Source organism: Pseudomonas sp. CFBP13528, assembly GCF_005233615.1.
Classification (GTDB): Bacteria; Pseudomonadota; Gammaproteobacteria; order Pseudomonadales; family Pseudomonadaceae; genus Aquipseudomonas; species Aquipseudomonas fluorescens_AM.
On record NZ_QGAJ01000001.1, the window covers coordinates 165463 to 183662 of the forward strand.

Annotated in this window: 16 protein-coding genes; 9 read left to right on the forward strand and 7 right to left on the reverse strand. The window is 61.4% G+C overall.

Features of this window, described 5'->3' with window-relative positions; translation table 11 throughout:
- The first annotated feature begins 83 nt into the window (after positions 1–83).
- On the forward strand, positions 84–1295 hold the full coding sequence (locus tag PspCFBP13528_RS00805) for an N-acetylmuramoyl-L-alanine amidase (protein WP_065953311.1): 1212 nt from the start codon (positions 84–86) through the stop codon (positions 1293–1295).
- Here PspCFBP13528_RS00805 and PspCFBP13528_RS00810 read toward each other — a convergent pair.
- Positions 1292–1660: a glutamine synthetase gene (locus tag PspCFBP13528_RS00810; protein ID WP_065953310.1), complete on the reverse strand. Its 369-nt coding sequence runs from the start codon at positions 1658–1660 to the stop codon at positions 1292–1294. The two genes, PspCFBP13528_RS00805 and PspCFBP13528_RS00810, sit on opposite strands and share 4 nt — an antisense overlap.
- 140 nt (positions 1661–1800) lie before the next feature.
- Between PspCFBP13528_RS00810 and zigA the strand changes: the two genes are divergently transcribed.
- Genes zigA through PspCFBP13528_RS00825 form a run of 3 tightly spaced genes read left to right on the forward strand, consistent with a single transcriptional unit; the run spans position 1801 to position 4660 of the window.
- Positions 1801–3009, forward strand: coding sequence for a zinc metallochaperone GTPase ZigA (zigA, locus tag PspCFBP13528_RS00815; protein ID WP_137199486.1), 1209 nt, complete (start codon positions 1801–1803; stop codon positions 3007–3009).
- Positions 3009–3653 (forward strand): DUF1826 domain-containing protein, encoded by a 645-nt coding sequence (locus PspCFBP13528_RS00820; protein ID WP_137199487.1) that lies wholly within the window; start codon positions 3009–3011, stop codon positions 3651–3653. Before zigA ends, PspCFBP13528_RS00820 begins: the two co-directional genes overlap by 1 nt.
- A gap of 44 nt (positions 3654–3697) precedes the next feature.
- Entirely contained in the window at positions 3698–4660 is a 963-nt protein-coding gene (locus PspCFBP13528_RS00825) for a CobW family GTP-binding protein (RefSeq protein WP_137199488.1), read from the forward strand.
- Here PspCFBP13528_RS00825 and PspCFBP13528_RS00830 read toward each other — a convergent pair.
- Positions 4654–5049, reverse strand: coding sequence for a DUF3301 domain-containing protein (locus PspCFBP13528_RS00830; RefSeq protein ID WP_057726057.1), 396 nt, complete (start codon positions 5047–5049; stop codon positions 4654–4656). The genes PspCFBP13528_RS00825 and PspCFBP13528_RS00830 overlap by 7 nt on opposite strands.
- Before the next feature lie 117 nt (positions 5050–5166).
- Here PspCFBP13528_RS00830 and pdxY point away from each other — a divergent pair, with 117 nt between their 5' ends.
- Complete coding sequence (pdxY, locus tag PspCFBP13528_RS00835) at positions 5167–6039, forward strand: pyridoxal kinase PdxY (RefSeq protein ID WP_065953306.1); 873 nt, start codon at positions 5167–5169, stop codon at positions 6037–6039.
- Between the two features lie 125 nt (positions 6040–6164).
- Here pdxY and PspCFBP13528_RS00840 read toward each other — a convergent pair whose 3' ends face one another.
- The gene (locus PspCFBP13528_RS00840; RefSeq protein ID WP_053258732.1) at positions 6165–6650 is read right to left on the reverse strand and encodes an acyl-CoA thioesterase; all 486 of its coding nucleotides are present in this window, start codon (positions 6648–6650) and stop codon (positions 6165–6167) included.
- 274 nt (positions 6651–6924) lie between these two features.
- Here PspCFBP13528_RS00840 and PspCFBP13528_RS00845 point away from each other — a divergent pair, with 274 nt between their 5' ends.
- A complete protein-coding gene (locus tag PspCFBP13528_RS00845) occupies positions 6925–8694 on the forward strand; it encodes a cation:proton antiporter (protein WP_065953429.1) in 1770 nt (589 codons plus the stop codon).
- A gap of 102 nt (positions 8695–8796) precedes the next feature.
- On the opposite strand, the gene PspCFBP13528_RS00855 is transcribed toward PspCFBP13528_RS00845, so the two are convergent.
- From PspCFBP13528_RS00855 to uvrD, 3 genes are all read right to left on the reverse strand, one after another.
- Positions 8797–9204 carry an SMI1/KNR4 family protein gene (locus tag PspCFBP13528_RS00855; protein WP_003195742.1) on the reverse strand — a complete coding sequence of 136 codons (408 nt, stop codon included), beginning with the start codon at positions 9202–9204 and terminating at the stop codon, positions 8797–8799.
- 136 nt (positions 9205–9340) lie between these two features.
- The gene (locus PspCFBP13528_RS00860; RefSeq protein ID WP_065953305.1) at positions 9341–10210 is read right to left on the reverse strand and encodes a Tim44 domain-containing protein; all 870 of its coding nucleotides are present in this window, start codon (positions 10208–10210) and stop codon (positions 9341–9343) included.
- A gap of 302 nt (positions 10211–10512) precedes the next feature.
- Positions 10513–12696 carry a DNA helicase II gene (gene uvrD / locus PspCFBP13528_RS00865; RefSeq protein ID WP_065953304.1) on the reverse strand — a complete coding sequence of 728 codons (2184 nt, stop codon included), beginning with the start codon at positions 12694–12696 and terminating at the stop codon, positions 10513–10515.
- A 267-nt stretch (positions 12697–12963) separates the two neighbouring features.
- Between uvrD and PspCFBP13528_RS00870 the strand changes: the two genes are divergently transcribed.
- From PspCFBP13528_RS00870 to PspCFBP13528_RS00880, 3 genes are all read left to right on the forward strand, one after another.
- On the forward strand, positions 12964–15837 hold the full coding sequence (locus tag PspCFBP13528_RS00870) for a GGDEF domain-containing phosphodiesterase (RefSeq protein ID WP_137199489.1): 2874 nt from the start codon (positions 12964–12966) through the stop codon (positions 15835–15837).
- Between the two features lie 162 nt (positions 15838–15999).
- The gene (gene hexR / locus PspCFBP13528_RS00875; protein ID WP_003177007.1) at positions 16000–16866 is read left to right on the forward strand and encodes a transcriptional regulator HexR; all 867 of its coding nucleotides are present in this window, start codon (positions 16000–16002) and stop codon (positions 16864–16866) included.
- Between the two features lie 217 nt (positions 16867–17083).
- Entirely contained in the window at positions 17084–17281 is a 198-nt protein-coding gene (locus tag PspCFBP13528_RS00880; RefSeq protein WP_083218075.1) for a hypothetical protein, read from the forward strand.
- Here the strand turns inward: PspCFBP13528_RS00880 and PspCFBP13528_RS00885 are convergent.
- Positions 17211–18185 carry a LysR family transcriptional regulator gene (locus PspCFBP13528_RS00885; RefSeq protein WP_065953301.1) on the reverse strand — a complete coding sequence of 325 codons (975 nt, stop codon included), beginning with the start codon at positions 18183–18185 and terminating at the stop codon, positions 17211–17213. The two genes, PspCFBP13528_RS00880 and PspCFBP13528_RS00885, sit on opposite strands and share 71 nt — an antisense overlap.
- Positions 18186–18200 lie beyond the last annotated feature (15 nt).

Below are 18200 nucleotides of genomic sequence, written 5' to 3' on the forward strand. Positions count from 1 at the left end.
AATATAATCCACGATGAATTTTCTGCTCCAGCCTTTCTTCAGTCACGTCGAGCAGGGACGCTCCCTTATTCGCGGTATCGGTCATGCACAGACGTCAGCTCCTCAACCTGCTGCTGCTCAGCCCCCTGTTCGCCTTGCCGCTGGGGGCTTACGCCACGCAGATCCGCAATGCGCGCCTGTGGCGTTCCGCCGATAAGCTGCGGCTGGTCTTCGACCTCAGCGGCCCGGTGCAATACAAGACATTTTCACTGACCGCCCCGGAGCGCTTGATCATCGACCTGAGCGGCGCGGGGCTCAGCGGTGACTTCTCCCAGTTGGCGCTGAAGAACAGCGGAATTACCTCGATCCGCTCCGGGCATTTCGGCCAGAACGACACCCGCATCGTGCTGGACCTGGCTGCGCCGATGCAGCTCAACAGTTTCCTGTTGCCACCCCAGGAGGGCCAGGGCCATCGCCTGGTGCTCGACCTGACCCGCGCCACACTGGCGCCTCGTCAAATCGCCGCCGAGCCTGCGCCCTTGATCGCGCCGGTGGATAAAACACATCCCCGGCGCGACATCATCGTGGTGGTCGATCCGGGTCACGGCGGCAAGGATCCCGGGGCCATCGGCTCCAAAGGCCAGCGTGAGAAAGATGTGGTGCTGTCGATCGCTCAGTTGCTGGCCAGACGCTTGAAGCGCGAGAAGGGGTTCGACGTGAAGCTGGTGCGCAACGATGACTTCTTCGTGCCTTTGCGCAAGCGCGTGGACATCGCCCGTCAGCACAAAGCCGATATGTTCATCTCCGTGCATGCCGACGCCGCACCTCGGCTTACCGCCTCGGGCGCCTCGGTGTATGCGCTGTCTGAAGGAGGCGCCACCTCTGCGACCGCACGCTTCATGGCGCAACGCGAAAACGGTGCTGACCTGCTGGGCGCCACGACGTTACTCAACCTCAAGGACAAGGACCCGATGCTGGCGGGGGTGATTCTCGACATGTCGATGAACGCGACCATCGCCTCCAGCCTGCAACTGGGCAGCTCGGTGCTGGGTAGCCTGCAAAACATCACCAGCCTGCACCAGAAGCGCGTGGAGCAGGCCGGCTTTGCGGTGCTCAAATCACCGGACGTGCCGTCGATCCTGGTCGAGACCGGCTTTATCTCCAACACCCAGGACGCCCAGCGGCTGGTGACGGCGCGCCATCAACAGGCGGTTGCCGATGGCCTGTTCGACGGTCTGAAAAAATACTTCGAGAAAAACCCGCCGATGAACAGCTACATGGCGTGGGTGCAGGAGCAGCAGAAAGGCCAGGTCTAACAGCCGGTGATTCGGCTGCAGGTGAATGTGGCGCTGGCTCCACCGGAACTGGAGAAGCGGTTAAGCGTGGTCCAGCCCACGCGCCGCGTGTAGCCGACCCACGCCTCACCGTCCGATGCCAACCCGGTAAAGAACGTCAGCTGCCCATAGCGGCTGTTGGTTTGTGCCCAGTAGCGTTTACCGATCACTTCGACACCGCGCAAATACGTGGTGCTGCCCACGGTCGCCACGCTGTAGGCATTGCCCAGCGGGTCTACGCAGGCCAGCAGGTTGGCGCTGCGCGTACAGTGGGCCGACAGGCTTGGCGATTGGGCACAGGCAGGTCCCGCCGCTGCCAGTAGCAGGATGTACCAAAGGCGTTTCATCGGGTTTCTCTGGGGTTGGGAGGTGATCAAGCTTCGCGCCCTTCGTCACGCAGAGCAAGGAAGGTTGGCTTGTTTGTATTGTTATACTATAACATAAAACAAAGCCTGGCTTGACCGGGCAGCCTGATGAGAGCGACCTGATGCCCAATCGTCTACCCGTTACCGTGTTGTCCGGCTTTCTCGGCGCCGGTAAAAGCACCCTGCTCAACCACGTACTGCGCAACCGCGAACACCTGCGCGTGGCGGTGATCGTCAACGACATGAGCGAAATCAACATCGACGGCAGCGAGGTCCAGCGCGACGTCACTCTCAATCGTGCCGAAGAAAAGCTGGTTGAGATGAGCAATGGCTGCATCTGCTGCACCTTGCGTGAAGATTTGCTCGAAGAAGTCGGCAAGCTCGCCAGGGAAGGTCGGTTCGATTACCTGCTGATCGAATCCACCGGTATCTCCGAACCGATGCCTGTGGCTGAAACCTTCACCTTTCGCGATGAAGACGGGCAAAGCCTGGCGGATATCGCACGCCTGGACACCATGGTCACCGTCGTCGACGGCATGAATTTCCTGCTCGACTATCAAGCCGCAGAAAGCCTGGCCTCACGCGGAGAAACCCTGGGGGAAGAGGATGAGCGCTCGATCACCGACCTGTTGATCGAACAGATCGAGTTCGCCGACGTGATACTGATCAGCAAGATCGACTTGATCGGCAGTCACGAGCGCCAAGAGCTGATGGCGATCCTCGAACGGCTCAATGCCCAGGCACACATCATCCCGATGGTGATGGGGGAGGTGGCGCTGCACAAAATCCTCAACACCGGTCGCTTTGATTTCGAACGGGCCGCCCAGGCCCCGGGCTGGTTGCAGGAGTTGCGCGGCGAACACGTACCGGAGACCCAAGAGTACGGCATCGCCTCCACCGCTTACCGTGCGCGCCGCCCCTTCCACCCGCAGCGATTTTTTGACTTCATCGACCGCCCCTGGGTGAACGGCAAGCTGTTGCGTTCCAAAGGCTTCTTCTGGCTGGCCAGCAAACACCAGGACGCCGGCAGTTGGTCCCAGGCCGGTGGTTTGATGCGCCATGGTTTTGCTGGCCGCTGGTGGCGCTTCGTGCCGAAAAGCCAATGGCCGCAGGACGAAGAAAGTGTTGCCGCAATCATGGGCAACTGGCAGCCGAGCACCGGCGATTGCCGTCAGGAACTGGTGTTTATCGGGCAGAACATCGATTTCGCGCAGATGCGTGCCGAGCTCGACCAGTGCCTGCTCACTGACGAAGAAATGGCCCTGGGCGTCGAAGGCTGGTGTCAGTGGGTCGATCCCTTTGGCCCCTGGTATGAGGAGGCAGCCGCCTGATGCTGGCCCCGGTTATTCCCCTGCGCCCCGTGATTCGCCAGACCAGCGGGGAAACCCCGCTGGCGCTCTCCGGCATCCTGGAAGATGGCGTGAACCTGGCGCTGTGGCAGCGCCAACTACCGCTGCATATTGCCCAATTCGGTGCGTTGCTGGTGGCGCTCGATGAGCCGCTGGCCGAAGCGTTGGTCATCGAGTTGAGCGACGACGATACCGTGCCGAATTTGCAGGGCCTGGCGTCCGGTTGCCGTGATCTTGAAGGTTATGATGGCTTTATCGCCGATGTCTCCTGGCTGGTCGGCGCCTTCGCCTGCCTGCTTGGCGCCAGGCGCATCGGCGTGCGTTTGCGCCTGCTGGACAAGGCCATGTGCCCGCGTTTTCATGTCGACCACGTGCCTGTGCGGCTGATCACCACCTACGCCGGCGTTGGCAGCCAGTGGCTGCGCGAAGGCGTCATGGACCGCCGCCGGTTGAGCCAGCCTGACGCAGAACCCACCGAGCGCATCGAGCACATCCACTGCGGTGAAGTGGCGCTGCTCAAGGGCACCAAATGGCACGGCAATGAACACCATGGCCTGATTCACCGCTCGCCCGCCCTGAAGGCCAATGAGCGTCGCTTGATTCTCACGCTGGATTGGCTCGCATAAACGCGTAGGATCAAGCGCTCTACATGGCCTGAATGATGCCTTCCATGCTGCAGAATATTCCCACCCACGTGATTGCCGGGCCCTTGGGCGCCGGCAAGACCAGCCTGATCAAACACCTGCTTGCCCAGCGCCCGGCCAACGAGCGTTGGGCGGTGTTGATCAACGAGTTCGGGCAGATCGGCCTGGACGCTGCCTTGCTCACCCAAGAGGAGGATGGCATTGCCCTGGGCGAGGTCGCGGGTGGCTGCCTGTGTTGTGTGAATGGTGCGCCGTTCCAGGTAGGCCTGGGTCGGTTGTTGCGCAAGGCCAAGCCGGATCGGCTGTTTATCGAGCCTTCGGGCCTGGGCCATCCGGCGCAGTTACTCAAACAACTGAGCCAGGCGCCATGGCAGGACGTACTGGCGGTTCAGCCCTGCGTACTGGTGCTGGACGCTCAGGCCCTGGCAGCGGGCAGACCTTTGCCGCCGGCGCAGCAGGAGGCGCTGGCCAGTGCCGGCCTGCTGGTGTTGAACAAGGATGAGACGCTGGATGCGCTGCAGCGCCGGGCCATTGAGCAGCAATTACCCGGCAACGCGGTTTATTGGACGCGTCAGGCGCGGTTGCCCATTGAGCAGTTACCTGGTTTGACGGCACAGGCAGGCGGGGCTGTGGATAACTTTGTGGCCCCCAAAGGCTTGGCGCACATAGAGACGGTCTGGAGCGACCCCGCGCTGCCGATCTGCCTGAGCCAGGCCCAGGAAAACGGCTGGAGCATCGGCTGGCGCTGGCACCCGAGCCAGCAATTCGATCCGCAGCGGTTGAAGCAGTGGCTGACAGGTCTGGAATGGCGTCGTGCCAAGCTGGTTATCCACAGCCGTGACGCGTGGGTATCCGCCAATGCTGTGGATAACAGCCCGTTGGCCTGGCAGCCCAGCGAATGGCGCCGCGATTCGCGTATCGAACTGATCTTCAGCGCACCCCAGGACATGGCGGCATTGCAGGCCGCCGTGATGGCCTGCCGTTACTGACGGTTCTTGGTGGCGTGATCCTGGCGCCACTGGCTCAGTTCGATAACCTCGGCGCTGGGCAGCGGCTCCTTGGCTTCGAACGGGTAGGGCGCCAGTTCGATCTGCGCGCTGTGAGCGCCAAATTGGGTGATGGTGCCGCTGTGGCGAGCCTCGCCCGTCACGGTGAACTCGAAATTGTAGACGCGCGCCAGGCGGCGCCGACCACTGGCATCCTTCACGAAACCGATGCGTTTCAACGCCACCGCGCCGTCGAGCAGTTCGATGTCGAGCTTGGCGCAGTGCTGCTTGACCCGCTCCAGCGCCCGCTCGCGCAGGCCATGGTTGTGCCAGACCCAAGCGGCGCCGGTCGCCAGCAGCATCAACACGAACATGTTTCCCAGGGTCAGCATTCCATGAACTCCAACAAAGTGAGCGCAGCTTAACTGTGTCGCCGGTCTGTCGTACAGGCTGCGTTTAGTCGCATACTGCGCGGCCAGAATTTCAACGGCTTTATGGAAATCTCCTGCATGAAACGTACACCCCATCTGCTTGCGATCCAGTCTCATGTGGTCTTTGGCCATGCCGGAAACAGCGCCGCCGTGTTCCCCATGCAGCGGGTTGGGGTGAATGTATGGCCGCTCAACACGGTGCAGTTCTCCAACCACACACAGTATGGCCACTGGGCGGGCGAAGTGCTGGCGCCGCAGCAAATTCCAGCACTGGTGGAAGGTATCGCGGCGATCGGCGAGCTGGGTAACTGCGATGCGGTGCTGTCCGGCTATCTGGGCAGCGCGGATCAGGGGCGCGCCATTCTGAGTGGCGTGGCGCGTATAAAAGCGCTCAATCCCAAGGCGATGTACCTGTGCGACCCGGTGATGGGCCATCCGGAAAAGGGCTGCATCGTGCCGCAGGAAGTCAGTGATTTCCTGCTGAACGAGGCTGCGGCCATGGCGGATTTCCTGTGCCCTAACCAACTGGAGCTGGACAGCTTTGCCGGGCGCAAGCCGCAATCGCTGTTCGATTGCCTGGCGATGGCCAAGGCCCTGCTGGCGCGCGGGCCGAAGGCGGTGCTGGTCAAGCATCTGGATTACCCGGGCAAACTGCCGGACGGCTTCGAGATGCTGCTGGTGACGGCCGAGGGCAGTTGGCACTTGCGCAGGCCGCTCCTGGCATTTCCGCGCCAGCCGGTGGGTGTGGGGGACCTGACGTCGGGGCTGTTCCTGGCGCGGGTGCTGTTGGGCGATAGCCTGGTGGCGGCTTTCGAGTTCACAGCGGCGGCGGTGCATGAGGTGCTGCTGGAGACCCAGGCCTGCGCCAGTTATGAACTGGAACTGGTGCGGGCGCAGGATCGTATTGCCCATCCTCGCGTACGCTTTGAGGCGACGCCGATCAGCCTGTAAATACAAACCCATGTGGGAGGGGGCTTGCCCCCGATTGCGATATATCAGCCGCCATCTGTTTGGCTGAAAAACCGCTATCGGGGGCAAGCCCCCTCCCACATTTGATTGGGTTCGCAGATCTGGACTCAGGGCGCGTCGGCCTTGATTTCCTGGTAACGCTTTTCCAGTTCCTGGCGAATCTGCCGACGCTGCTGGGCCTGCACGAAGCGGCGCTTGTCTTCGCTGTTCTGCGGCTGCAAGGGGGGGACGGCGGCCGGTTTGCGCTGGTCGTCCACCGCTACCATGGTGAAGAAGCAACTGTTGGTATGACGCACCGAGCGCTCGCGAATGTTCTCGGTCACTACCTTGATGCCCACTTCCATCGAGGTGTTGCCGGTGTAGTTGACCGACGCGAGAAAGGTCACCAGTTCGCCGACATGGATCGGCTCGCGGAAAATCACCTGGTCCACCGACAGCGTGACCACATAGCGGCCGGCATAACGGCTGGCGCACGCGTACGCCACTTCGTCGAGGTACTTGAGCAGGGTGCCGCCGTGGACATTGCCTGAGAAATTGGCCATGTCAGGGGTCATCAATACCGTCATCGACAGCTGGGCGTTTCCGGGTTCCATAGCACACTCACGGGTTTAGGCATTGGTTGGGTAGGGCACCTCTGCGGGTGCTGGGAGCTTTGCAGCCATCCCTAACGGGACGCCGGTGGGCGGCTTGCCGTCACGCCCGGGCCGATCTGTTTCCATATATTGCACCGGCTTTCCGGCGGAAGTCGCAGTGTTAACCTTCAAACGCGCCTCTATGGGCATTTCTTACGGTCACGGCAGACTTTTCTTTCAGCGGCTGCGCGCGCGGGAAGTGGAAACCGCCAGCAATTTCAAGGAGCCCCACGCCATGCACGCCATCAGCTTTATCCAGGACTTGGCCGTGATCATGCTGGTGGCGGGGGTGGTCACCATCCTGTTTCATCGCCTCAAGCAGCCGGTAGTGCTGGGCTACATCGTCGCCGGTTTCATCATCGGCCCCCACACGCCGCCGTTCGGCCTGATTCACGATGAAGACACGATCAAGACCCTGGCCGAACTCGGGGTGATCTTCCTGATGTTCTGCCTGGGCCTGGAGTTCAGCCTGCGCAAGCTGTTCAAGGTGGGCGCCACGGCGTTTATCGCGGCGTTCCTGGAAATCATCCTGATGATCTGGATCGGCTACGAGATCGGTCAATGGTTCGACTGGAACACCATGGACTCGTTGTTTCTCGGCGCGATCCTGGCGATCTCCTCAACCACCATCATCGTCAAGGCGCTCAATGACCTGAAGATGAAGAACCAGCGTTTCGCCCAGCTGATATTCGGCGTGCTGATCGTCGAAGACATCCTGGGGATCGGCATCATTGCCTTGCTGTCGAGCATCGCCGTCAGCGGCACGGTCAGCTCCGGCGAGGTGTTTTCCACCGTGGGCAAGCTGTCGCTGTTCATGATTGTTGCGCTGGTGATCGGTATTTTGCTGGTGCCGCGCCTGCTGGCCTACGTGGCCAGGTTCGAAAGCAACGAGATGCTGCTGATCACGGTACTGGGCCTGTGTTTCGGCTTCTGCCTGCTGGTGGTCAAGCTCGAATACAGCATGGTGCTGGGGGCCTTCCTGATCGGCGCGATCATGGCCGAATCACGCCAACTGATTAAAATCGAGCGCCTGATCGAACCGGTTCGCGACATGTTCAGCGCGATTTTCTTTGTCGCCATCGGCTTGATGATCGACCCGCAAATCCTGCTGCAGTACGCTTGGCCGATTGCGGTCATTACCGTGGCCGTGGTGCTGGGCAAGATGCTGTCTTGCGGGCTGGGCGCGTTTATCGCCGGCAATGATGGTCGCACCTCGTTGCGGGTGGGCATGGGCCTGTCACAGATTGGCGAATTTTCTTTCATCATCGCGGCGCTGGGGATGACTCTGCAGGTCACCAGCGACTTTCTGTATCCGGTGGCGGTGGCGGTTTCGGCGATAACGACGTTGCTCACCCCTTACCTGATCCGCGGCGCCGACCCGCTGTCATTGAAAATTGCCGCCGTGATGCCCCAGCGCATGAGCCGGGTATTCGCAATGTATGGCGAATGGCTGCGCAGTATTCAGCCTCAAGGCGAAGGCGCCATGCTGGCGTCGATGATCCGCAAGATCGTGCTGCAAGTGGGAGTGAACCTGGCGCTGGTGATTGCGATCTTCTTCGCCGGCAGCTTTTTCGCGGCGCGCATCGGAGGGTATCTGGAAGGCTGGATCAGCGATCAAAGTTGGCAGAAGGCGTTGATCTGGGGTGGGGCACTGCTGTTGTCGCTGCCGTTTTTGATCGCGGCGTACCGCAAGCTCAAGGCGCTGTCGATGTTGCTGGCGGAGATGAGTGTGAAGCCGGAAATGGCCGGGCGGCATACCCAGCGTGTGCGGCGGGTGATCGCGGAACTGATCCCCATTCTGTCGCTGTTGGTGATCTTCCTGCTGTTGGCAGCCTTGTCGGCCAGTATTCTGCCGACCAACAAGTTGCTGGTGCTGATTGCGGTGGTCACGGCGGCGGTGGCGGCCGTGCTCTGGCGCTGGTTCATCCGCGTGCATACGAGGATGCAGGTGGCCTTGCTGGAGACGCTGGATAACCACAAGGATAACCACAAGGATACGCAGTAGGAGCGAGCTTGCTCGCGAAGATCGTCAACGATAACGCGGGAAACCTGACACCCAGTGTCGCGCCCAGGTTTTTCGCGAGCAAGCCCGACTCCTACAAGAGGCTCAGCTTTCCAGCCAGACGTCCCGCGCCCAGTGCCACACCGATTCCCAGGTTTCTTCCTGAACCAGTTCTTCCTCGGCGGACCACAGCACCACGGTGCCGTCTTCTTCGACGCAGTAGTAGTCGTCGCCGTCCTGGCAGATCGGGATCAGGCTGCGGTCAACACCGGCGTCCCAGGCGTTGGCGGCAACGTCCGGCAGATACGTGTGGGACTGCGGGTCGGTGACGGTCACCGGCTCAAGGCTGCCGTAGACCACGTCGCTGACGGTCAGCAGGAATTCGCGGAACACGAAGGGAATGTCGATGAACAGTTGTTCTTCGATTTCCACCAGTTGGTCTTCGTCAGGCAGCTCCAAAGGAACCGGGACCGGTTCGTTGGCTTCACGCAGTTGTTCGATGATTTCTTCCACGGCCGGGATCCTCTTGCTAGATGGCGCGTTTTATAGGGGCGTTTTATACAGTAGCTCGCTATAAGTGCAACCGTGAAATAGAAAACCCCGGAACATGTCCGGGGTTTTTGTTACCACTTGCTTAAGCGTGCGGGTTTCAGCCGTTCTGGCGGATACCGGCGACCAGCCATGGCTGGTTTTCGCCCTGCGGACGTTCCATGTTCCAGCTTTCGCTGAACACTTCGCCCTGGTCGAAACGCGAGGTCTTCGACACGCCGCTGAAGGTCAGGGTGGCGATGGTCTTGTCGGCGCGATCATCCACACCTTCCAGCTGTACGCGCAGGTCGTCGATATAGGTCGACTGGAAGCCGTCACCCAGGTCAGCACGTTCGCGCTTGAGGAACTCCAGCAGTTGCGGGGTCACGAACTCGGCGATCTTGTCCATTTCGTTGGCGTCCCAGTGTTGCTGCAGGGACTGGAAGTGGTTGCGGGCCGCTTCGACGAAACGCTCTTCGTTGAACCACGCCGGCGCGTTGATTACCGGACGGGCGGCAGCAGGGGCTGCCGAACCGCCGAAGATCGACCCCATGGCGGGTTTTTGCTCGAACACTTCACGCTGCATCGGCGCGCCGGCCGGAGCCAGGTGCTCCTGCTGCTTGCGACGACGGGCGGCGATAAAGCGGAAGATCACGAAGGCAATGACCGCCAGGATCAGGATGTCGAAGATCTGCATGCCCTGGAAGCCGCCGCCCATGAACATGGACGCGAGCAGGCCACCGGCGGCGATGCCGGCCAATGGGCCCAACCAGCGCGAAGCACCGCCGGCCTTGGCCGCGGCACCAGCGGCACCGGCTGCGCCCGCAGTCGCTGCAGCACCGCCGGCACCGGCGGATGGAGCCATCTGACTGGTCTGGTGAGTCGGCGCCGAGCCCATGCTCTTGCCGCCGCCGAAGCGTTTGGCGTTGGCGTCGAGGCTCATTGTCAAGCCGATGCACAACGCCATGGCGATGCTAAGAAAACGTTTCATAAAGGGAATTCCCATTTGTGGATTGCACGCGCGCCATGTTGCACAGGTGTCGTGACAGTGGCTAGCGACATAATGTTTCGGGCTTTTGCGTAGGACTGATTCGGAATGGTCTGTAGGACTTATTACAGATATTGGCCCGCCCTTACTAAAAACAAGGGTAGGCCAAAAACCTTCATGTTGAACGGTTCTCTGTAGGAGCGAGCTTGCTCGCGAAAATCGTCAACGATAACGCGGGCATTCTGGATGAACGCGTTATCTGGACGTTCTTCGCGAGCAAGCTCGCTCCTACAGGAGGGAAGACTTCAGACAGCCTCAAGTTTGGCGTAGCCCATCATCAGCCACTTGCTGCCTTCGGCGAAGTTCACCTGCACCCGCGCCTGGGCGCCGGCGCCTTCGAAGTTGAGGATCACGCCCTCGCCGAAGATCGCGTGCTTGACCTGCTGGCCCAGGCTGAACGGGGTTTGCGGAATCTCGGAGCCGGCAAACATGTTGCTGGAGTTCTGCTGCTGGCCACCGCCGAACGGGCGGCTGACGCTGTTTGACAGGCGCACTTCCTGGATCAGCCCCTTCGGCACTTCACGTACGAAGCGCGACACCTTGTTGTAGGTCTCGCTGCCGTACAGGCGTCGGGTTTCGGCGTAGGTCATCACCAGGTTCTGCATGGCCCGGGTAATACCCACGTAGGCCAGGCGACGTTCTTCTTCAAGACGGCCAGGCTCTTCCAGGCTCATCTTGTGCGGGAACAGGCCTTCTTCCATGCCCACCAGAAACACATACGGGAATTCCAGGCCCTTGGCACTGTGCAAGGTCATCAGCTGGATGCTGTCTTCATGCTCGTCAGCCTGGGCGTCCCCGGCCTCCAGCGAAGCATGGCCAAGGAAGGCGGCGAGCGGAGTAAGGTCCTCTTCGTTCTCGGCGTTTTCGAACGCACGGGCGGCGCTGACCAGTTCCTCGAGGTTTTCTACCCGTGCCTGGCCTTTTTCGCCTTTTTCGGCCTCGTGGTAGGCGATCAGCCCGGACTGTTCGATCACGGTCTGGGTCATCAAATGCAGGGGCATCTCCGCGCACTTGGCCGCAAGGTTCTCGATCAACTCGACAAACACACCCAGTGCGCCGGCTGCGCGGCCTGTCAGGCCTTTATTGGCGATGAGCAGGCGCATGGCCTCCCACATCGACACATCGGCATGGCGGGCGTGTTCGCGAATGGCCTCGACGGTTTTTTCGCCGATGCCACGGGCCGGGATATTGATCACCCGCTCCAGCGCCGCGTCGTTGCCCCGACCTTCCAGCAAGCGCAGGTAGGCCATGGCGTTCTTGATTTCCGCACGCTCGAAGAAGCGCTGGCCACCGTAGATGCGATACGGGATGCGTTCACGCAACAAGGCTTCTTCCAATACGCGGGATTGGGCGTTGGAGCGGTAAAGAATGGCGATATCGCTGCGCGAAAGGCCGGTTTTCAGCGCACTTTCGATGCTTTCCACCACGTAGCGCGCTTCATCGTGTTCATTGAAGGCGGCGTACAGGTTGATCGCTTCGCCTTCGCCGCCGTCGGTCCACAGCTCTTTGCCCAGGCGCCCGGTGTTGTTGGCGATCAAGGCGTTGGCGGCCTTTAGAATCCCGGCGGTGGAGCGGTAGTTCTGCTCAAGGCGGATGGTCACCGCGTCCGGGAAGTCCTCGGAGTACTGATAGATGTTCTCGATCTTCGCGCCGCGCCAGCCGTAGATCGACTGGTCGTCGTCACCCACCACCATCAGGCTGTCGCCACCCTTGGCCAGCAGGCGCAACCAGGCGTACTGCACGGCGTTGGTGTCCTGGAACTCGTCCACCAGAACGTGCCGGAAACGCTTCTGGTAATGGGCCAGCAAGCCGGGGTTGTCGCGCCACAGGTCGAGGGCACGCAACAGCAGTTCGGAGAAGTCGATCACGCCGGCGCGTGCACAGGCCGCCTCGTAGGCTTCATAGATGCTGCGCATGGTGGCCAGGAACAGATCGCCGCTGGCCTGGATATGTTGCGGGCGCAGGCCTTCGTCTTTCTGACCGTTGATAAACCACTGGGCCTGGCGTGCCGGCCAACGCTGCTCGTCGAGGCCCAGCTCGCGGATCACCCGCTTGACCAGACGTTGCTGATCGTCGCTGTCGAGGATCTGGAAAGTCTGGGCCAACCCCGCTTCCTGCCAATGCGCCCGCAACAGGCGGTGTGCCAGACCGTGGAAGGTGCCGACCCACATGCCGGCCGGGCTGATGCCCATCAGTTGCTCGATGCGATGGCGCATCTCGGCGGCAGCCTTGTTGGTGAACGTCACCGACAGGATGGAATGGGGCGACGCGTTCTCGACCTGGATCAACCAGGCGATACGGTGCACCAGCACTCGGGTTTTACCGGAGCCAGCACCGGCCAGGACCAACTGACGGCCAACGGGGGCCGCTACGGCCTGGCGTTGGGCATCGTTGAGGGAGTTCAGCAAAAGGGAGAGATCATCGCGCATCGGCGCATTCTAGGGTGCCGGGTGAAGACGGGCAAACCCCAATGCCACGCGCCCGACGGAAAACCGCCTGCGGGGCAACATTCTGTCGGGTGCGGATGACCGGTCAGTCATGCGCCACAGCCCGCGTGGCGTCTCGTTCAAGCTGTCTGGAACAGCGCTTTGCGCCCAACGGCCGGGCGTTTTTTATGATCTGGAGCAGTTTGGCCCGAGCGCTTGCTTGTGTATGCTCCGTCGACGTTCGGGCTCACCATTATAAGAACACTGCCTATGACCTTTGACACTGACCTGTTCGGCCCTTCGGCGGCGCCTGCGCAGGTTATCCGCAAACGTTACGCCACCCAGATGGCGGTCGAGCGGACACGCCTGTTGTATCAAGGCTCATTGGTGCCGACCCTGTTGATGCTGGTCAATGGTCTGGTGTGCGCCTGGCTGCTGTGGAACCCTGCGCAATACCTGCTCGACAGCCTCTGGCTGGTCTGGTTGCTGGCGCTGGTGGCGATGCGGGTCATCCAGGTGGCGGCCTTTGAGTCGGCCATGCCCAGCCGTCAGGCCCAACCTGTCTGGCGCCGGATGTTCATGCTCGGCTCGGCGGTCAGCGGCCTGACCCTGTCGATCGCCGCCATCGCCCTGGTGCCCACCGACAGCTTCATGCAACAGGCCTGGGTGTTCGGCCTGATCGGCGCGGCGATGCTGTCGGCCAGCGTGGCGTATGCCGTAAGCCTCTGGGCCTTTGTGTCCTTCGCCTTGCCGTGCCTGTTGCCGGTCATCGTGTATCTGTTCTGCAGCGGCACCTCGCAGCAACAGGGCTGGGGCGTGCTCGGTGTGATCCTGTTGGCGTCGTTGAGTGTGGTGGCGTGGCAGGTCAACCGCCTGATCCAGCGCGGTCTGTTGCGACGCTTCCAGAACCAGGCCTTGATCGAGCATTTGCAGCAGGCCCGGCAACGCAGCGAGCAGTTGAACCAGGCGTTGATGCGCGAAGTCGAGCAGCGTCGCCAGGTCGAGCAGGACTTGCGTGACGCCCAGGTCGGCCTGCAAGACCGTATGGCGCTGCGCAGTCAGGAACTGGACGCCGCCAGCCTCGCCCTGAACAAAAGCGAGGCGCGCCTGGCCATGGCGCTGCAAGCCAGTGAACTGGGCCTGTGGGACTGGAACCTGCAAACCGATGAGGTGCACCACACCCAGCTCAAGGAACTGTTCGGCCTGGAACCCGAGTACGTCACCGCGATGCTCAGTCATCTCAAGCCGCGCCTGCACCCCGACGACCTGCCGCTGCTCAAGCATGCGCTGGTGGAGCACCTCAAAGGCCGCAGCGAGGACTATCAGGTGGAATACCGGATACGCCATGGCGACGGGCACTGGGTGTGGATCGAGGACCGTGGGCGCGCGGTAGAGCGTTCGCCCGGTGGGCGGGTGATCCGCATGCTCGGCACGCGCCGCGACATCAGTGCCGGCAAGGCCCTGGAAGAACAGCAACGGCTCGCCTCGACGGTGTTCGAGGCCGCCAGCGAAGGCATCGTGATTCTCGACCCGAACTACGTGCTGATTGCGGTCAACCAGGCGTTCAGCCGTGTCACCGGTTTTGACATCGACGACCTGCTCGGGCGCAATGTCGTGGAGTTACCCAGCAGTCGCGATGCCCGGCGTCACTTCCCGGTGATTCGCCAGGCGCTGCTCAGCCACGGCACCTGGCAAGGGGAACTGGTGGAGACGCGCAAGAACGGCGAGCTGTACCCGCAGTGGCTGCAACTGAGCGTGGTGCGCGATGCTCGCGGCAATGTCAGTCATATCGTCGGTTTTTTCGCCGATATGTCCGCGCGACGCGAGTCCGAGGAGCGCATGCGCTACCTCACCCATTACGATGAGTTGACGGGCCTGGCCAATCGTTCGCTGTTTCGTGAACGGCTGCGTGAAGCGCATCAGCGCGTGCGTCAGGGTGGGCGCAGCCTGGCGCTGCTGCACATCAACCTCGACCGTTTCAAGCTGCTCAATGACAGCCTGGGCCATGAAGTGGCTGACCAGCTATTGCAGAAAATGGCACGGCGGTTGATCAACGCACTGCCGGAAGCCGACACCATTGCACGCCTGTCCGGTGATGAATTCGCCGTGCTGTTCGATGCCTATGGCAACTTGTCGAGCCTGGCGCGCGTGGCGACTCGGCTATTGGCAAAGCTGCGCGTGCCGGTGACGGTAGAGGGGCATGAGCTGGTGGTCAGTGCCTCCATGGGCGTCAGCCTGCTGCCGGATAATGCGCGGGAAATTTCTGCGCTGGTCAGCCAATCGAATATGGCGATGCAGCACGCCAAGCACCTGGGCGGGAATAATTTCCAGTTCTACACCGATAGCCTGCAAGCCAGCACCCTGGAGCGCCTGCAGCTGGAAAACCATTTGCGCAAGGCCATCGACGAGGGCCAGCTCACGGTGTTCTACCAACCCAAACTGTGCCTGGCCACCGGCAAGCTCAATGCGGTGGAGGCCCTGGTGCGCTGGGAACATCCGCAATGGGGCCTGGTGCCGCCGGGGGACTTTATCGGTCTGGCCGAAGAAACCGGTCTGATCGTGCCGCTGGGTGAGTCAGTGTTGCGCAAGGCCTGCTGGCAGGCCTGTGAGTGGCAGCGTCAGGGGCTGGCGCCGATTCGCGTGTCGGTGAACCTGTCGGTGCATCAGTTACGCCAGGGCAAGCTGGTCAGCCTGGTGCGCCAGGTGTTGGAAGAGACCGGGCTGGACCCGCAATACCTCGAGTTGGAACTGACCGAAAGTCAGCTGCTCGACAGTGTCGAGCACATCATCATTACCTTCCGGCAGTTGCGCGAGCTGGGTGTGAAGCTGGCCATCGACGATTTTGGCACCGGCTATTCATCTCTCAGCTACCTCAAGCGTATTCCGGTGGATTACGTGAAGATCGACCAGACCTTTATCCGGGGGCTTGGCCAGGGGCGTGAGGACGCCGCCATTACCCGAGCGATCATTGCCATGGCCCACGGGTTGGCGCTCAAAGTGGTGGCCGAAGGCGTGGAGGATCAGCAGCAACTGGATTTCCTGCGAAGCGAGGGGTGCGACGAGGTACAGGGCTATCTGATCAGCCGACCGATGCACGCCGAGGGGCTGGCAGATTTGTTACGGAAAAATCCGGAATTTCCTTAACGACTCGGGGGCAGCCCCTGTGGCTACAAAGCCTCTACCCTTAATTTCAGAGGGGGGCGGGGCGATTTAGTGCTGCATCAGGCGGGCAAAACGGCAATTCTTGTAGTATAACTACAAGCTTGCTACATCCCTGGCGTCTGCCAATAACAAGAGTCCTGCCCTTTGAACCTGTTGCAACATATCGCCCAGTCGCGCCACCTGTTACGCAAATCGGAACTCAAGGTTGCCGATCACGTGCTGCTTGACCCTGCGGCCGTGATGCACAGTTCCATGGCTGACCTGGCCCACAGCGTGGGCATCAGCGAGCCGACCATCGTGCGCTTCTGCCGCGCCATCGGTTGCTCCGGGTTTCAGGACTTGAAGCTCAAGTTGGCGCAAAGCCTGGCCGCCGGGGCGAGTTTCGGCCAGTTTGCGATCCATGAAGACGATTCCGTCGCCGACTACAGCCTGAAAATCTTCGACACCACCTTGCACACCCTGATGGAAGTGCGCGAGAAGCTCGACCCGGTGGAGCTGCAAAAGGCCGTGACCGCCATGTCCCAGGCCCAGCGCGTAGAGTTCTATGGCTTTGGTGCTTCCGGCGCGGTGGCGGCCGACGCCCAGCACAAATTCTTCCGCCTGCTGCTCACGGCGGCGGCCTACAGCGACCCGCACATGCAGGCGATGTCGGCGGTGACCTTGAAGCCTACCGACGTGGCCATCTGTATTTCCCAGTCCGGTCGCTCCAAAGACCTGCTTATCACGGCCAACCTGGTGCGTGAAAGCGGCGCCTCGCTGATCACCCTGTGCCCGAGCCAGACGCCGTTGGCGGAGTTGTCCACGGTGAACCTGGCGATCGACGTGCATGAAGACACCGAGATCTACACGCCGCTGACCTCGCGCATCGCTCACCTTGTGGTGATCGACGTTTTGGCAATGGGGGTCGCCATGGCCCGTGGGCCGAGCCTGGTCAACCACCTCAAGAGCGTGAAGCGCAGTTTGCGCAGCCTGCGGTTGTCGCCCAAGTCGGTCAAAGCCCTCGACGACTGATTCATGGGCCATACTCGGTCGAAATGTGGGAGGGGGCTCGCCCCCCGATAGCGCAGTGTCAGTCACCCGATTCATTGACTGACCCGCCGCCATCGGGGGCAAGCCCCCTCCCACATTGGGTTCTCATGTGTGTCCAGAATCTTCATCAGGTTGTCATCGCCCCGTCATCCCCCGCGCCCATTCTGTACTCCCACGTACTCGCATTGGGAGACTCCAAATGGCCCGGACCTACGAAGACAGCAACAGCACCGTCAAGACCCGTCGTCAGCAGGAAGACCAGCGCCGCATGGCGTTCCGTCGCGCAATCGAAGACCGCTGCGACCAGCGCCAACTGCTCCAGAGCATCAGTGATTACCCGGAACTGCATTGGCAGGCGCCCTTGGCTGCCCAGCGAAGCGCTCAGCCAGCGCGCTGATCTGTACCCGTTCGCTGCGAATAAAGCCCAGGAACGCATGGGCCACCGGTGACAGCCGCTTGGCTTTGGCTTGCACCAGGCACCAACTGCGATACAGCGGCAGTTCTTCCACCGCCAGCTCCTTGAGCCCGCCGGTGGCCAGTTCCAGGTTCAAGGCGTGGCGCGTCAGCAGGGCCACGCCCAAACCTGCGACCACGCACTCACGCTGCGCCTCGGCCGACGCCACTTCCACGGTCTGGGTGAAGTGCACGCGTTTTTCCTTGAAGTACTCTTCGCACGCCAGTCGTGTGCCGGAGCCCGGTTCGCGGATGAGCAGGGTGTAGGGTTCCAGATCCTGCAGGCGCAGCGGCCCTTGCAGGCTCAGCGGATGATCCGGCAGCGCCACGGCGACAATCGGATTGTTGAGAAACGGCAGGAATTCCAGGCCCATGTCCTGAGGCACCATGGACATGATCACCAGGTCGTCGCGGTTGTCCGAGAGTCGGCGGATCACCTGGGCGCGATTGACCACGGTCAGGTGCAATTGAACCTCCGGGTGCTGGCGCTTGAAAGCGGCGAACAGGTGCGGCACGAAGTATTTGGCGCTGGACTCCACCGCCAGCTTCAATTGGCCCTGCAGTGAGCCCTGCATGTCCGAGAGCTGCATATCGAGGTTTTCCAGGCGTCCGAAAATATCCCGGCTGGCCCGTTGGAGGGCTTCGGCGGCCTCGGTCATGTAGAGCTTTTTGCCGACATAGTCGAACAGCGGCTGGCCGATCAGCTCTTCGAGTTGGCGAATTTGCAGGCTGACGGCCGGTTGGGTAAGGGACATTTCCTCGGCTGCACGGCTGTAGGAGCGCAAATCACACACTTCATTGAAAATCTGCAGCTGACGCAATGTCATACGCATCAATGACTTACGCATCAAATAATTCCCGCT

Excerpts from the sequence above, each read along its gene's own strand:
- zigA (WP_137199486.1), top strand. The coding sequence starts at position 1,801 with ATGCCCAATCGTCTACCCGTTACCGTGTTGTCCGGCTTTCTCGGCGCC.
- PspCFBP13528_RS00830 (WP_057726057.1), bottom strand. The coding sequence starts at position 5,049 with ATGCTGACCCTGGGAAACATGTTCGTGTTGATGCTGCTGGCGACCGGC.
- PspCFBP13528_RS00810 (WP_065953310.1), bottom strand. The coding sequence starts at position 1,660 with ATGAAACGCCTTTGGTACATCCTGCTACTGGCAGCGGCGGGACCTGCC.
- PspCFBP13528_RS00880 (WP_083218075.1), top strand. The coding sequence starts at position 17,084 with ATGGCCCGGACCTACGAAGACAGCAACAGCACCGTCAAGACCCGTCGT.
- PspCFBP13528_RS00860 (WP_065953305.1), bottom strand. The coding sequence starts at position 10,210 with ATGAAACGTTTTCTTAGCATCGCCATGGCGTTGTGCATCGGCTTGACA.
- PspCFBP13528_RS00805 (WP_065953311.1), top strand. The coding sequence starts at position 84 with ATGCACAGACGTCAGCTCCTCAACCTGCTGCTGCTCAGCCCCCTGTTC.
- PspCFBP13528_RS00825 (WP_137199488.1), top strand. The coding sequence starts at position 3,698 with ATGCTGCAGAATATTCCCACCCACGTGATTGCCGGGCCCTTGGGCGCC.
- PspCFBP13528_RS00870 (WP_137199489.1), top strand. The coding sequence starts at position 12,964 with ATGACCTTTGACACTGACCTGTTCGGCCCTTCGGCGGCGCCTGCGCAG.
- PspCFBP13528_RS00840 (WP_053258732.1), bottom strand. The coding sequence starts at position 6,650 with ATGGAACCCGGAAACGCCCAGCTGTCGATGACGGTATTGATGACCCCT.
- PspCFBP13528_RS00845 (WP_065953429.1), top strand. The coding sequence starts at position 6,925 with ATGCACGCCATCAGCTTTATCCAGGACTTGGCCGTGATCATGCTGGTG.
- PspCFBP13528_RS00885 (WP_065953301.1), bottom strand. The coding sequence starts at position 18,185 with ATGCGTAAGTCATTGATGCGTATGACATTGCGTCAGCTGCAGATTTTC.
- pdxY (WP_065953306.1), top strand. The coding sequence starts at position 5,167 with ATGAAACGTACACCCCATCTGCTTGCGATCCAGTCTCATGTGGTCTTT.
- PspCFBP13528_RS00820 (WP_137199487.1), top strand. The coding sequence starts at position 3,009 with ATGCTGGCCCCGGTTATTCCCCTGCGCCCCGTGATTCGCCAGACCAGC.
- uvrD (WP_065953304.1), bottom strand. The coding sequence starts at position 12,696 with ATGCGCGATGATCTCTCCCTTTTGCTGAACTCCCTCAACGATGCCCAA.